Origin of the sequence: Paenibacillus auburnensis, from assembly GCF_927798115.1 — a bacterium.
Classification (GTDB): Bacteria; Bacillota; Bacilli; order Paenibacillales; family Paenibacillaceae; genus Paenibacillus_AQ; species Paenibacillus_AQ auburnensis.
This window is the reverse complement of sequence record NZ_CAKMMG010000001.1, coordinates 1,801,928-1,815,216: the sequence shown is the minus strand read 5'-3', so window position 1 is coordinate 1,815,216 and position 13,289 is coordinate 1,801,928. Positions and strand designations below refer to the sequence as shown.

Here is a 13,289-nt window from a genome sequence, read left to right as displayed (position 1 = left end):
TTTCATAACTCGAAAAGAGTCTCAGTACTTGAACTCCTTGCACGTTCTCTTGTCTTGTTATTCATGAACGCTTCCACTGTTATTTTGATAAAAAACAAATGACCCGTAGGAGGGTCATTTGTTTTCAAAGTCCATCTTACGGGTGTAAGCAATAGGAGAGTAGGTAGAAAACTTTGCAGAGTTTGAACAATGAGCCTCATTATTTATGCTCTCTTCACCAGCCCAGCTCCAGCCCCCGGATCTCCTGCTCCCACAGCTCTTGCAGCTTCTTCACCTGCTCCCACGGCATCGCTCCATCACTTGCTGCGATATTCTCAGCCAGTTGAGTGCTGTTTCTGACCCCTGGGATTACGGTGGTCACTTCCGGGTAGGCAAGAATGAATCTCAGCGCCGCCATCGTCATCGTTGTCTCTTCATTGGTAATGAACCTGATTTGTTCCAGCAGGGCTGCACGCTTGCGGATAATTTCCGGTGACCATCGGCTGCGGACTCCCGAAAAAGTGCTCTGACTGTTGTATTTACCGGAGAGCCAGCCGGAGTCCAGCGGGACTTTGATTATAAGGGCGATATTATTCTCTTGGGCGAGCTTGAAGGCTTCGGCCGTGTCCTGATAAAAAATATTGAACATTACTTCCATTACGCCGATATTTGTATGTTTGATGACCTCCAGCATCTCCGGGACAGTATCGACCGAAACGCCGTAAGTAAGAATTTTGCCCGCAACCTTGAGCTTTTCCAGTACTTCATAGTGCCCGTATTTCCCGTCCAGCATCTCGAACGGCGGATTATGAATCAGCACGGAATCCACATAGTCGGTCTGCAGACGCTTCAGGCTGCCTTCAACGGACCGTATAATCTGATCTGTACTATAATTAGTCTGGCCGTCTGCCGCATGGCCGAATTTCGTGTTAAGGACAGCGCTGCTGCGTTTGCCGGCCAGGGCTTTGCCAAGCAGCTCTTCGCTTGTGCCCAGGCCATAATTGGGAGCGGTGTCAAAAAAGTTCATTCCACGCTCCAACGCCTCATGGATCAGCTCAATGGCTGCAGTCTCAGACATAGTCTCCCAATCTTGACTGTTGCCGAGCTGCCATGCACCGAAGCCGATCTCGGATACGGATTTCCCTGTATTGCCATACTGTCTTCTATTCATTAATAATCCGCTCCCCGTTAGATTGTTTGCTTGGTCAACTGCTCATAATCTCCTTTGGTCATTCCGTAAAAGACAACATCCTCGTATTGGCCCCATTTAAGGATGTGCTGTTTAAATTCCCCTTCGAGCGCCATGCCGGTTTTTCTCATCACGTTCCAGGAAGCCTGGTTATTGGACAAGGCCGCTGCCCAGATTTTATTTAAATGCAGGTCCTCAAATCCGTACCGGACCAGGCGCTGTGCCGCTTCAGAAGCATACCCATTTCTCCAATAAGGTGGTCCGATCCAGTAGCCAAGCTCGCCGTGATTATGCGGCCGGGTAATATTCAGGCTCATGCAGCCGATCAACTGGTTGCTGTCCTTAATTACCATCGCCCAAGGATAACCGTCGCCCTCATCTTTTCTGCCAATGCATGCTGTCAGCCATTGCTCTGCCGCTTCGAGCGTGTAAGGATGGGGGATAGATAGGGTTGTTCTCGCCACCGCAAGATCACCGGCTAATTCCTGCACAGTGCGGGCATCAGTTAATTCAAACGGTCGTAATCGTAATCTTTCAGTTTCGAATACAGGCTGCATGTTAAGTCCTCCGCTTTTATTGTCTTTTCAGTAGAGTATATTACATAACTTGGATATTGCAAGAACCTAAAGGATCTAGGTAGTCTATCATCATTAGAAGCAGTGTACAGCGGCAGAAACGGCTATTATTCGCTTAGCTATCTCTTTCAATATTCGACATTCTTCTTCATCGGATAATGGTATTGTTATAAAAAATAATAGATGGGGAGATTGAGCGATGAGAAAAATACTGTCCAGAATCGGAATCGGACTGCTGCTGCTGCTGATTGTTTCTATCGTGGGCTGCTTTTATTTCGGTAAGTTTACCTACGCGTATTCTTTAATCATTGTATTATTGTTCGTGTTTGGCGGCATGGGGCAAATCTATAAATTGAAGAATGACGAGTATATGTACAACAAGCTGAACGGCCGGGAAGAATATGATGAATATACAAGATAAATCATAGCCTGAGAATGCAGCGGAATTACCGGCTGGTCTGTTAATGCCACAGCGAACATAAGATTGTAGTAGTCTTCATCTACTTTATCGCAGCAGGAGGATTTGCGGATGAATGAGAAGATCCATGCAATCACAATCATCATAGATACACTTGCAACCGAAATCATCGAATCTCTGCGCCGGAAAATCATTAACGAACCTGCTTTTGTCCAGCTGTATACAGTGCTTGATGATGCTTTTGTGCTGATTGAGCATGAAGAGCAGATCGACAGAGAACTGGCGGCGCTATTGTTTCTGGTCTATTCACAGCTGGTGACCCAGTCTAATTATGTATATGATAAAAGTCCCTTTGTCCCGCACATCGGCAAAATGCAGGGAATGATCCGCAAAATATTCGGCGCCACCCTGCAAAATATTTAAATCAGATGACCTAAAACATCCCCGGTACTTCTCTATTTTACTAGAGAGTACCGTTTTTTTTGTGTATACAGTTTCAGCAATGAGGGGGCAATAGAGTTCGTGTGCTTCCCAAGCAGATTTGTCCATTGCCAAACCATGCCATTCTCCTTTACAATATTACAATGATAATGAGAATCAATTTCAAAGGAATGGGTGGGATTCATGAATCACCAGGCAACGGCCAGCAATGGCCAGTTCCGGGCTGCGGATCCGGTGAAGTTTCGTTCACGCCCGTGGGCGGCAACGCTGATCCTGGTCGGCGGTTTGATTGCTTTAGCATTTGGCGTTGCGGTCTCCGTGTCGTTTGGAGCAGCGGATATTAAGCTGTCTGTGGTATGGACCGCTGTATTCCATTTTAATCCGGATCTGACGGATCATCAGATTATCCGCGAGCTACGGCTGCCGCGGGTACTTGGCGCCGTGATGGTTGGTGCAAGCTTTGCGGTCGCAGGGGCCATTATGCAAGGGATGACCCGCAACCCCCTTGCGGATTCGGGCCTTATGGGGATTAACTCCGGGGCAGGCTTTGCTCTGGCGGTCTGTTTTGCCTTTTTTCCGCATCTGTCATTTATGTATCTGATTCTATATTCATTTATTGGAGCTGGCATGGGAGCGGGGATTGTCTACGGCATAGGCTCCTTGTCCACAGGCGGACTTACACCTGCCCGTCTGGTACTGGCCGGCGCGGCATTCAGTGCGCTGCTCTCCGCGCTCAGCGAAGGTGTGGCACTATATTTTAACATTGGACAAGATTTGGCCTTCTGGTATGCGGGGGGTGTAGCCGGGACGAAATGGTTCCAGCTCCAGATCATGTTTCCGTGGTTTGCCGGAGCACTCATCTGCGCGTTCATCTTATCCCGCTCCATTACAATGCTCAGCCTGGGCGAGGACATTGCCAAAGGTCTCGGGCAGCGTACGGGGTTGGTTAAACTGGCCGGAGCCCTCATTGTACTGATTCTTGCCGGCTCGTCTGTGTCTGTAGTAGGTGCGGTAGGGTTCATAGGATTGATCATCCCCCATCTGACACGCTATCTTGTCGGTGTGGATTACAAGTGGATTATTCCCTGCTCGGCGGTTCTCGGCAGCCTGCTTGCGGTCTCCGCTGACCTTACAGCCAGAATGATTGTTCCTGGGCAGGAGACCCCGTTTGGTGCCATTATCGCACTGATCGGCGTGCCTTTCTTTCTGTATCTGGCCCGTAAGGAAAGAAGGGAGCTGTAGTAATGTCTAGAACAACTGTACAGTCCTACGAATCAGCCAGACGCAGACGGGGAATGACCCTCCTGGCTGTGATTGCCGTACTGATTATCACCGCCTTCATTATAAGCATGAATACAGGTTACATACTCCTGACCCCGCAGGAGCTGCTGAATACAATGCTCGGTAAGGGGACGGCCAAACAGGAATTAATTCTGTTCGACTTCCGGCTGCCGCGCATCGTTATCTCTCTGCTCATTGGGGCGGCCTTAGCTGTTTCAGGCGCCGTGATGCAAAGTGTGTTCCGCAACGATCTGGCTGATCCAGGCATTCTCGGCATCAACGCGGGAGCGGGCCTGATGGTGATGCTGATGGTTTCGTTTTATCCCTCGACCAGCGCGGCTCCTGTATTTTTACTGCCGGTTGTTGCCTTTGCCGGTGCCGGATTTACCGCAGCGATGATCTATCTGCTCTCCTATAAGCGGCATGAGGGGATACCTCCGATCCGCCTGCTCTTGACGGGTGTCGCGGTCGCCGCCGGAATTAGCGCAGCGATGATCGTATTGACACTCCGCCTCGATCCCGAGAAATATCAGTTTGTCGCAACTTGGCTGGCGGGCAGCATCTGGGGGACCAGCTGGAAATTTGTGCTGTCCCTGCTGCCCTGGATTATAGTTCTGTTGCCATATGTCATATATAAGGCACGGGTAATGAACGTGCTTAGCTTAGGCGGGCAGACGGCGACGGGCCTTGGAGCTGCCGTGAACAAGGAGCAGTTCCGGCTGCTCGCGGCAGCGGTTGGCCTGGCAGCGGCGAGTGTAGCGGTCAGCGGCGGAATCGGTTTCGTGGGCCTGGTCGGGCCACATTTGGCCAGGCGTCTGGTCGGACCTAAACATCAGCTGATGCTTCCCGCTTCAGCGCTGCTTGGTGCACTGCTTGTCATTACGGCCGATACCATCGGCCGCTGGATACTTCAGCCGTCTGAGATTCCTACAGGAATTGTAGTAGCAGTGATTGGAGCACCGTATTTTCTCTATCTGCTGGCGCGTACGAAGTCTTGACACAATAAGAATGCTTAAATTACCAAACCGGAGGGGACAAAATGAGTGATCAACTGGAATTATACGATGTGACGATTATTGGCGGGGGTCCCGCAGGCATGTATACAGCTTTTTATAGCGGCATGAGAGATTTGAAAACGAAGCTGATTGAAGCGAAGGATGAGCTGGGCGGAAGAATGCTGATTTATCCTGAGAAGATGATCTGGGACGTGGGAGGAATCACACCGACCCTCTGCGGTCAATTAATCAAGCAGCTTGAGCAGCAGGCCCGAACCTTTGATCCGACGATTGTGCTTGGGCAGCAGATTACCCGTCAGGAGCGCCAGGAGGACGGGACGTATATTTTGACATCTTCAACCGGGGAACTACACTGGACCCGGACCGTCATTCTGGCGATTGGCTATGGCATCCTGCAGATGGCCAAACTGGAGATCGAGGGAGCGGACCGTTACGAGGTGACTAACCTGCACTATACCGTGCAGGAGCTGGAGCCGTTCCGCGGCAAGCATGTATTGATCTCAGGCGGAGGCGATTCGGCAGTGGACTGGGCGAATGAGCTGGAGGGGGTTGCCGCCAGTGTCACTATTGTCCACCGGAGAGAGCAGTTCGGCGGACATGAGAAGAATATTGCCCGCATGAAGGCCTCATCGGTTGAAGTGCGTGTGCCGTATGCGGTGAGCCAGCTGCACAGCAATAACGGTGAGACCATTGACCGGGTGACCATCAGCCATGTCGAATCTGGTGAAACGGAGCAATTTGCAGTCGATGCAGTGATTGTAAACCACGGCCTGAAAAGCGACTTCGGTCCGCTGCGCGAATGGGGACTTGATATGGGTGACTGGTGTGCCAATGTCAGCGAAAGACTGGAAACGAATCTGCCGGGCATTTTTGCCGCCGGTGATTTCGTTGATTACAGCAGTAAGGTCAGGCTGATCGCCGGCACGTTCACTGATGCGGTTCTGGCACTCAACAGCGCCAAACTGTACATGGACCCTGATGCGCCCAAGGCGGCGTATGTGTCCTCGCATAATGACCGGTTCAAAGAGAAGAATAAGGCTCTCGGTGTAACCGACGAGCACTAACTAGTTATTCTTCCGCACTATAGCGCTCAATTACCCGCAGGACATTTAAGGGCTGCCGCTTGTAGATTACTCTACAAACGGACAGTCTTTTTTTCTTGCCTCCGCACGTATCCCATATTCCATAAGCTGCATAAAAAAAGTTTCAGGGGCGAATAGTAAGAGGGGAGGTGCTGAGGATGCCTAAACAGACTAAAGAATCCAAAACAGCAGAGATGGCCAGTGACAAAGAGCAAAGTCCGCCGATCCTTGAGAATCTCGAGGAGAACCTCAAGCAAATCCAGAGTAAACTTGGAAACAGTCCTGATCTGATCATACGTAATTATGAATCACTTGATCACGTAAACCATGCGGCTGCTGTTTATATTAACGGTCTAATCGATATGGAGCGGGTAGAGGACTATATTACACATGCCCTATCATTGGACTCCTTGCAGGAAAAGGCAGAATCCGTAGCAACTGTGCTGGAACGGTTTTCTTTTGCGAAGGGGAAGGCATTAAGTATAGGCAAAGAAAAGATAGTTGAAGACCAGAATAGTCTCCTTGAGGGGCTTTTGTCCGGTGATACAATGATTCTTTTCCAAGGTCTCACCAAAGCCATCAGTGTCAGTACCAGCGGTGGTGAAGGAAGAGCGGTTACCGAAGCGACAACTCAAGTAAATATCCGCGGCCCCAAGGACAGCTTTACGGAATCGCTGGGTACGAATCTGTCCCTGGTGCGGAAACGGATTAAAAACCCTAATCTGTGGATCGAAACGTTAACGATTGGAGCCGTAACTAAAACGGATGTGTCGATTGTGCATATTCATGGTTTAGCCAATGAAGCAATGCTTCAGGAATTCAGAAAGAAGCTGTCAGAGATTCATGTGGACTCTATTTTGGAATCGGGGTACATTGAGCAGCTGATTGAAGAGAACAAGTACTCACCATTCCCGACGATCTTTAACACGGAGCGGCCGGACAGTGTAGCCGGAAATCTGCTGGAGGGGAGAATCGCACTTTTTGTCGACGGAACTCCATTTGTCCTAATCGCACCGGCCACCTTTTTTATGTTTTTTCATACAGTGGAAGACTATTATCAGCGGTATGACGTATCATCACTGATCAGAATTCTCAGATTTATGTGCCTGCTTATTTCCCTCTTTGGTCCGGCCATCTTTGTCGCAGCGCTGAATTTCCACCAGGAGATGATACCTACCCCGCTGCTGATCAACTTAGCCTCACAGCGGGAAGGGGTCCCGTTTCCGGTGGTGATCGAGGTGCTTTTGCTGGAGGTCACATTTGAAATTATACGCGAAGCCGGGATCCGCATGCCTTCTCCGATCGGTCAGACCGTTTCGATTATCGGCGGGCTTGTCTTGGGACAGGCTGCGGTCCAGGCTGGTATTGTATCTCCTGCGATGGTAATTGTCGTTTCGCTGACAGGGATCTCAAGCTTCGCTACTCCGGCTTTCAATATGGCGCTGTCCGTGCGCTTGCTCCGGTTCGTCATCACCTTTGTGTCAGCATATATGGGACTGTACGGCATTGCGATTACCGGGCTGATCCTGATTGCCCATCTGTGCAGCCTGCGTTCTTTAGGGGTACCCTATATGTCTCCGGTAGCCCCTTTTGCAGCAGGGGACCAGAAGGATATCTTTTTACGGACCCCACTGCATTTCATGAAAATCCGCCGGCGGCTGGTGAACCTAAAGAGCTCTGTTCCAGGAACATCTGCCCAGCTCCGCAAGGATAACCCTCATGAGAACTAAGCTGATTGGGCTGCTTACCCTTTATTTAGGCGTTTCAGTCCTGCTGACCGGCTGCTGGAATAGCAGAGAACTGAATGATCTGGCGATCGTGAGCGGGATCGGAATGGATAAACTGGATGATGAAGATGGGTACCGTGTAACTTTTCAAATTATTAACCCGACATCCTCGGCTCCATCTACCGGTGCATCCAGCAGTCAGCCACCTGTTATGGTCATTTCATCAACAGACCGGACGATTTTTGGAGCTTTGCGCAAAGCCTCAAGACGGATGACCCGGCAGCTGTTTTTTGCCCATACCCAGCTTATGATTGTCGGGGAACCGCTTGCGCGTAGCGGGATAAACAATTTATTTGACATTTTTGAACGCTCCCATGAATTGCGGTTGAATACCACAGTGCTGATTGCCAAAAATTCTGATGCTGCTTCAGTACTTAAACTTTTAACTGCCTTGGAGACCCAGCCTTCTACAGGTTTGGTCAAGAAAACGCAGAATACGTCCAGGGTGTGGGGAGAAAACCGGAGGATAGGCGTTTTTGAGGTCATTAACGGTATTACCGGTGAAGGTGATTTTACGATCAACGGGATTCAGATTATTGGCAGCGCAGAAGAGGGCAAGAAAAAAAGCAGCCTTGAACAAACGGAGGCGCCAGCCGGATCAATTATGAGCGGGCTTGGTGTTTTTAAGAATGGCAAGCTGATCAGCTGGCTGAACGGTCCGGAGTCCAGAGGTACTCAGTGGCTGCTGGATAAACTTGAAGAAACCAGTGTAAACATCGATTCATTGGATAGAAATAAGGATATTTCTGTCAATGTATTTTATTCCAAGACCTCAGTAAAGGTTGATCTACAGGAGGGGAAGCCGGTCTTTCATATCCATATCCGTGAAGAAGGAAGCATCAATGAAGCCGGTAGTTTCGTGGATTTAAGTAAGGAAGAGGAGCTGGAGAAGCTTAAAAAAGAGCTTGCGGAGCAAACCGCTTCCGAGGTGAAGATGGCTTTGAAAGCCGCTCAAGAGAAGAGATCGGATATTTTTAACTTTGGGAACGAACTGAAGCGCACACATCCGGAATTATGGAAGACTGTGAAAAAAGACTGGAATTCCGTATTTGCTGAAGGAGAGCTTGATCTCCAAGTGGATGCTTACATCCGCGGTACAGGAATGAGACTCAAGCCTTACTTCCCTGTGGAAAAAAGAGAATAAACGTCTAGAGGAATAGGGGGTGCCGTTTCATGCGAAAAGAAGTCATTGGTCCATTTCAACTGTTTGCCATGATTGTTCTGTTCGAGCTGGGAACGGCGGTTGTGGTTCCAATTGGTCTGGAGAGCGGACATGCGGTATGGATCTCGATTCTGCTGGCTCTGCCGGGCGGCATCCTGTTATATTTGGTTTTTGCTGATTTGTACCGGCAATTCCCTGATCTGGTGATTAGCGGCTATACCCGAAAGATTCTGGGGAGATGGATCGGTTGGCCGCTTAGCCTGCTATACTTGCCGGTCCTAATGTATAACGGTTCCCGAAATTTGCGGGAGGCAGGTGATTTGCTGATCTCTTCTACTTATGATAGAACACCGATCTTTATAATTAACTCCATAATGGTCATTGCCGTAATGTATATCCTGTATAAGGGGATTGAAGTCTTCTCCAGAACAGCAGAAATCTACTTTTGGCTGATTGTCATTATGGGGCTGGTATCCAACTTTGTTGTGATTATTTCCGGGCTAGTCCATTTAAAGAATCTCTTTCCCATACATCCGGGGGAGTGGCTAGAGGCACTCGGCTCCGCCTATCCCAGCATCTGGATTTTCCCGTATGGTGAACTTGTCTGCTTCACTGCCATCCTGCCTCACTTCAGTACCAGAAACAAGGTTAAGAAAACAGGCATAGGCGCCATAGCCTTAAGCGCTTTTCTGCTCAGCTTTACCCATGCGGTTGAAATGTCTGTGCTTGGAACGGATATATATAGCCGAACTACCTTCCCGATGTTTACCACCATCACACTGGTCAATGTGGCTAACTTTATTCAGCGGCTCGATGCGATTGTTATCCTGACGCTGATTATTGGTGTCTTTTTTAAAATGTCAATCTACTGTTATGCGGCGGTGTCGATTGCAGCGGATTTGTTCAACGTCAAAGAACCACGCAGGCTGGTGATCCCAGTTGGAGTTGTAGTGTTGTTCAGCTCATTTGTCAGTGCGGAGAATTACCCGATGCATTTGAAAGACGGGATAGCTTTTCTAAAGTATATCCTGCCTTTTATGTGTGCTGTTATTCCCATTCTATTATTTCTGGTGCACCGCTTCCGGCGCAGGTTCGGATTGTACAAATAAGGTCACTTCCGGGGGGATTTGCTTTGTTGGAATTTGTCGGCAACGGTAAAGATAATGGGCAGGGCCGCGAAAAGAATCATGATGCAGGACTCCGGAAAGGTGGTAGTATCAAACACGACACGGAGCGAATGTAACGAACTAACCAGACTGGTTCCGGATAGAACGTCAACAGTGACAATCATCCCCAGGGTTAAGCAGGCGAGTATAAGATAGATCCCGGTCATTTTCATAGAAAAGTCCTCCTCATTAATCAGATATGAGCCTTCAGGGACAAGCTAAAGGTATTATCTCCAGTCAATAGGGAGGGTAATCATAAATCCTAAGCTGTAGATAAAAAAGCGGCGCCCACTACCCTTGCGAATCTGCTGTAGGGTTATTGACGACAATCCGGCAGATGCGTAGAGTTTATAATGATTCATGAACAGGGTATAAAGGTTTGAGTAGAGAGGAGGGGCAGTCCGTGACGACCTGGAATTTGCAAGGAACGGTAAATCATCTGCTTATCTGCGGCGGCAGCAGCTGCAAAAAGCATAAAGGCGAAGAGGTAGCTGAAGCGATAGAGGATGAAATTGAGAAACAGGGGGCAGGGAGACTGATTCATACGACGGTAACCCGATGCAACGGAAGATGCTCGGATTCCTGCGTGGTGATCTCCTATCCGGAGGGTGTGTGGTATAAAGAGATCACTCCGAAATTGGGCAAGGCACTGGTGCGCAGGCTGCTCGAAGGGGAGCGGCTCGAGGACAACGTCGTTTATACTTATGAGGGCCAATTCCTTGCAGCTGCCGAGAGAGGCACAAAAGGCAAGAAGAAAAAATAGGTTTTTTACCTGCAGAGACTTCAGCAGATACCGTCAACTATTCTGGCGGTATCTTATTTAATTTTAGCGGATGATCCTAATGCATTCAATGTCATAAAACGTCCAATTAAAACTATTGCAGCATCGGAAAAACGGCTGATATAATATACACAACTTTTAATAAATTTTAAATGGATGAAAATGTTAAAACAGGTGTTTGCTATTAAAGCTGTACTCACTAAATGCTCCGGGTGCTCACCGAAGATGTAAATCACGGCATGTCAGGAAAGGCGGCGTAAGATGCAAAAGTCTGAACTGCTCAAGATCATTGCTTCGATGAAAAAAGCGGATGAACGGCTATACTTTCCAGATGGAGACGAAGCAGCATTCTGGAGGAAAGTCCGCGAATCCCCCATGTATGGGGACGAGATTGCAGAGCTGCGCGCAGCAGGGCAGGCTCATAGGGATACTCCCATTCCGGAGCTGACGTATTCGCTGTTCACCAGTTTTGCTAAGACCGGATCAAGGCTGGAATATGAGCGGGTCTATTTTCAGCGGCGGCAAATATTGAACACGGCTGTTTTATTGTCTTTGCTGGAGCCTGAACAGGAGGAGCATCTCAAGCTTGTATGTGAAATTCTCTGGTCGGTCTGCGGAGAATATACCTGGTGTCTGCCGGCACATTTGAGCGAAACGGGTCTAATGGAAACGATAGACCTATTCTCGGCGGAGACCGGGTTTGCGCTTAGTGAGATCCGTTGCCTGCTGGGAGACCGCCTGCCTTCGCTGTTGCAGGGAAGAGTTAAAGATGAAGTATATATGAGGCTGCTCGCTCCATACCTTACCTCCGGCCCCTATCACTGGGAGATTGTAGCGCAACACGGGTCCGCAGTCTGTGCAGGCTCAATCGGCGCTGCAGCATTGCTGCTTGTGAAAGATAAGGAAACGCTAACGGATATTCTTATGAAAGTGGAGTCCGGCCTGGAACGTTACTTGCAGGGCTTTGGCGATGACGGAGCTTGCCTCGTGGGACTGGATTACTGGAATGATGACTTTAGTTATTTTGTCTATTATGCGGATCTGCTCCGGCGGCGGAGCAGGGGGATGCTGGATTGGTTTCAGCTAAAGAAGGTAAGCAGTATGGCTAAGTTGCAGCAAGAATGTATGCTTGGCGGGAAGAGTACAGCTCATTTCTCCGGTCCGCAACAAACAGGGGATGTGTTTCTAGGGCTAAGTCATTATCTGGCTACAGAGTATCCCGATTTGGAAGCCCCTGCGGTACTATCTACAACACGCTACACCAATGATCACTTCAGCTACTGGGCTCCGGCACTGCGCAATCTGGTCTGGCGGCGGGCGGAAGAAGAGCTGCAGGAATGGGCAACATTGAGCCAGTACCTGCCTGATGTGCAGCATCTTCTATGACACGATTACAGAAGTGATGTCCTGCATTCGGAGCTTGCTCTCCAATTTAATGACCGAAAAATAAACAGCTCCTCCTGTGAATAATCCCAGGAGGAGCTGTTTATTTTTACCAGAATGAAGATTATGATAGAAAGAAAAGGATATAGGGAGGGGTTCTAATGCTTCAGAGTTTTGCAGCCGGGGATGCAGTGCTGCACAGCGCGGAATTTATGAAAAACGAGGTACAGCATAGTCTGATTCACAACATTGTTGACTATCCGGATGCGCTTAGATTGACAACTTCCGACAGGCGTTTGTTGTTCGTCCAGTCCAAAGGGTACAGTCCCTGGTTATGGGTTTCAGGTGAGCTTGAGCCGGCACAGCGTATCAGGCTGATAGAGCAGCTGATAGAGAATCTGGAGGAGCTGCCGGACAGTGATTTTCCGGGAATCACTGCAGAGCCGCAGACGGCGAGAATCTTTGCGGGGGCGTATTGCGCAGCCCGCGGGAAGCTTTATCATACCAATATGCTGCTGGAATCTTATCAATGTACAGAGGTAAGGAAGCCAAGCAGTGTACAAGGAACTTTGGTGCAGGCCGCGACCGTTCATATCCCGGTTATCGCAGAGTTCACAGCAGGATTTGCCCGGGATGCTTTTGGAACGTCACAGCCGGTAGAACACTATCTGCCACATGCCGATGCCGCGGTCCGTACCGGAAATCTGTATCTCTGGATGGTGGGCGGTGCCCCTGTAGCCATGGCAAAGACCGTTCACCGCAGCGCCAGGATCTGCAGGATTAATGATGTTTACACCTCCCGTGAGTTCCGGAAACATGGATATGCCAGCAGGCTAGTAGCTGAACTGTGCGAACAGGTTCTGGCGGAAGGTTTAATCCCGGTATTGTTTGCCGACGGCAAGAACCCGGATTCGAACAAGGTCTACCAGTCGATCGGTTTTGTGCAGGCCGGCAAAATCGCAGAAATCAAGTTTGAATGAGTGATTTTTCAGGAATTCATCGGGAAAAATGGCCCTCTGAAAATTTGAC

14 protein-coding genes are annotated in these 13,289 nt (G+C 49.3%); 11 read left to right on the top strand and 3 right to left on the bottom strand.

Going from position 1 to position 13,289, the window contains the following annotated elements; all coding sequences use genetic code 11:
* Positions 1-214 precede the first annotated feature (214 nt).
* Positions 215-1,150: an aldo/keto reductase gene (locus L6H70_RS08445; protein ID WP_236331825.1), complete on the bottom strand. Its 936-nt coding sequence runs from the start codon at positions 1,148-1,150 to the stop codon at positions 215-217.
* Between the two features lie 17 nt (positions 1,151-1,167).
* Positions 1,168-1,725: a GNAT family N-acetyltransferase gene (locus tag L6H70_RS08440; RefSeq protein ID WP_236331823.1), complete on the bottom strand. Its 558-nt coding sequence runs from the start codon at positions 1,723-1,725 to the stop codon at positions 1,168-1,170.
* Positions 1,726-1,942: 217 nt separating this feature from the next.
* Between L6H70_RS08440 and L6H70_RS08435 the strand changes: the two genes are divergently transcribed.
* From L6H70_RS08435 to L6H70_RS08400, 8 genes are all read left to right on the top strand, one after another.
* Positions 1,943-2,164 carry a hypothetical protein gene (locus L6H70_RS08435; protein ID WP_236331821.1) on the top strand — a complete coding sequence of 74 codons (222 nt, stop codon included), beginning with the start codon at positions 1,943-1,945 and terminating at the stop codon, positions 2,162-2,164.
* Between the two features lie 108 nt (positions 2,165-2,272).
* Positions 2,273-2,584 carry a hypothetical protein gene (locus tag L6H70_RS08430; protein WP_236331819.1) on the top strand — a complete coding sequence of 104 codons (312 nt, stop codon included), beginning with the start codon at positions 2,273-2,275 and terminating at the stop codon, positions 2,582-2,584.
* Between the two features lie 201 nt (positions 2,585-2,785).
* Positions 2,786-3,844, top strand: coding sequence for a FecCD family ABC transporter permease (locus L6H70_RS08425; RefSeq protein ID WP_236331817.1), 1,059 nt, complete (start codon positions 2,786-2,788; stop codon positions 3,842-3,844).
* Between the two features lie 53 nt (positions 3,845-3,897).
* On the top strand, positions 3,898-4,881 hold the full coding sequence (locus tag L6H70_RS08420; protein ID WP_423802812.1) for a FecCD family ABC transporter permease: 984 nt from the start codon (positions 3,898-3,900) through the stop codon (positions 4,879-4,881).
* Positions 4,882-4,922: 41 nt separating this feature from the next.
* On the top strand, positions 4,923-5,963 hold the full coding sequence (locus L6H70_RS08415; RefSeq protein ID WP_236331813.1) for an NAD(P)/FAD-dependent oxidoreductase: 1,041 nt from the start codon (positions 4,923-4,925) through the stop codon (positions 5,961-5,963).
* Between the two features lie 176 nt (positions 5,964-6,139).
* Complete coding sequence (locus L6H70_RS08410) at positions 6,140-7,711, top strand: spore germination protein (RefSeq protein ID WP_236331810.1); 1,572 nt, start codon at positions 6,140-6,142, stop codon at positions 7,709-7,711.
* Positions 7,701-8,912: a Ger(x)C family spore germination protein gene (locus L6H70_RS08405; protein ID WP_236331808.1), complete on the top strand. Its 1,212-nt coding sequence runs from the start codon at positions 7,701-7,703 to the stop codon at positions 8,910-8,912. The genes L6H70_RS08410 and L6H70_RS08405 overlap by 11 nt, the downstream gene beginning before the upstream one ends.
* Before the next feature lie 29 nt (positions 8,913-8,941).
* Positions 8,942-10,039 (top strand): GerAB/ArcD/ProY family transporter, encoded by a 1,098-nt coding sequence (locus L6H70_RS08400; RefSeq protein ID WP_236331806.1) that lies wholly within the window; start codon positions 8,942-8,944, stop codon positions 10,037-10,039.
* A gap of 2 nt (positions 10,040-10,041) precedes the next feature.
* Here the strand turns inward: L6H70_RS08400 and L6H70_RS08395 are convergent, their stop codons facing one another.
* Complete coding sequence (locus tag L6H70_RS08395; protein ID WP_236331804.1) at positions 10,042-10,269, bottom strand: YczF family membrane protein; 228 nt, start codon at positions 10,267-10,269, stop codon at positions 10,042-10,044.
* 230 nt (positions 10,270-10,499) lie between these two features.
* Between L6H70_RS08395 and L6H70_RS08390 the strand changes: the two genes are divergently transcribed.
* The 3 genes from L6H70_RS08390 (at position 10,500) to L6H70_RS08380 (ending at position 13,240) form a co-directional block, all read left to right on the top strand.
* Positions 10,500-10,859 (top strand): (2Fe-2S) ferredoxin domain-containing protein, encoded by a 360-nt coding sequence (locus L6H70_RS08390; protein WP_236331801.1) that lies wholly within the window; start codon positions 10,500-10,502, stop codon positions 10,857-10,859.
* Positions 10,860-11,138: 279 nt separating this feature from the next.
* A complete protein-coding gene (locus tag L6H70_RS08385; protein WP_236331799.1) occupies positions 11,139-12,263 on the top strand; it encodes a hypothetical protein in 1,125 nt (374 codons plus the stop codon).
* A gap of 158 nt (positions 12,264-12,421) precedes the next feature.
* A complete protein-coding gene (locus tag L6H70_RS08380) occupies positions 12,422-13,240 on the top strand; it encodes a GNAT family N-acetyltransferase (RefSeq protein ID WP_236331797.1) in 819 nt (272 codons plus the stop codon).
* The last annotated feature ends 49 nt before the right edge of the window (positions 13,241-13,289 follow it).

Coding starts and splice junctions, on each gene's coding strand:
- L6H70_RS08445 (WP_236331825.1), bottom strand. CDS start 1,150: ATGAATAGAAGACAGTATGGCAATACAGGGAAATCCGTATCCGAGATC.
- L6H70_RS08410 (WP_236331810.1), top strand. CDS start 6,140: ATGCCTAAACAGACTAAAGAATCCAAAACAGCAGAGATGGCCAGTGAC.
- L6H70_RS08385 (WP_236331799.1), top strand. CDS start 11,139: ATGCAAAAGTCTGAACTGCTCAAGATCATTGCTTCGATGAAAAAAGCG.
- L6H70_RS08435 (WP_236331821.1), top strand. CDS start 1,943: ATGAGAAAAATACTGTCCAGAATCGGAATCGGACTGCTGCTGCTGCTG.
- L6H70_RS08425 (WP_236331817.1), top strand. CDS start 2,786: ATGAATCACCAGGCAACGGCCAGCAATGGCCAGTTCCGGGCTGCGGAT.
- L6H70_RS08395 (WP_236331804.1), bottom strand. CDS start 10,269: ATGAAAATGACCGGGATCTATCTTATACTCGCCTGCTTAACCCTGGGG.
- L6H70_RS08380 (WP_236331797.1), top strand. CDS start 12,422: ATGCTTCAGAGTTTTGCAGCCGGGGATGCAGTGCTGCACAGCGCGGAA.
- L6H70_RS08430 (WP_236331819.1), top strand. CDS start 2,273: ATGAATGAGAAGATCCATGCAATCACAATCATCATAGATACACTTGCA.
- L6H70_RS08400 (WP_236331806.1), top strand. CDS start 8,942: ATGCGAAAAGAAGTCATTGGTCCATTTCAACTGTTTGCCATGATTGTT.
- L6H70_RS08405 (WP_236331808.1), top strand. CDS start 7,701: ATGAGAACTAAGCTGATTGGGCTGCTTACCCTTTATTTAGGCGTTTCA.
- L6H70_RS08415 (WP_236331813.1), top strand. CDS start 4,923: ATGAGTGATCAACTGGAATTATACGATGTGACGATTATTGGCGGGGGT.
- L6H70_RS08420 (WP_423802812.1), top strand. CDS start 3,898: ATGACCCTCCTGGCTGTGATTGCCGTACTGATTATCACCGCCTTCATT.
- L6H70_RS08440 (WP_236331823.1), bottom strand. CDS start 1,725: ATGCAGCCTGTATTCGAAACTGAAAGATTACGATTACGACCGTTTGAA.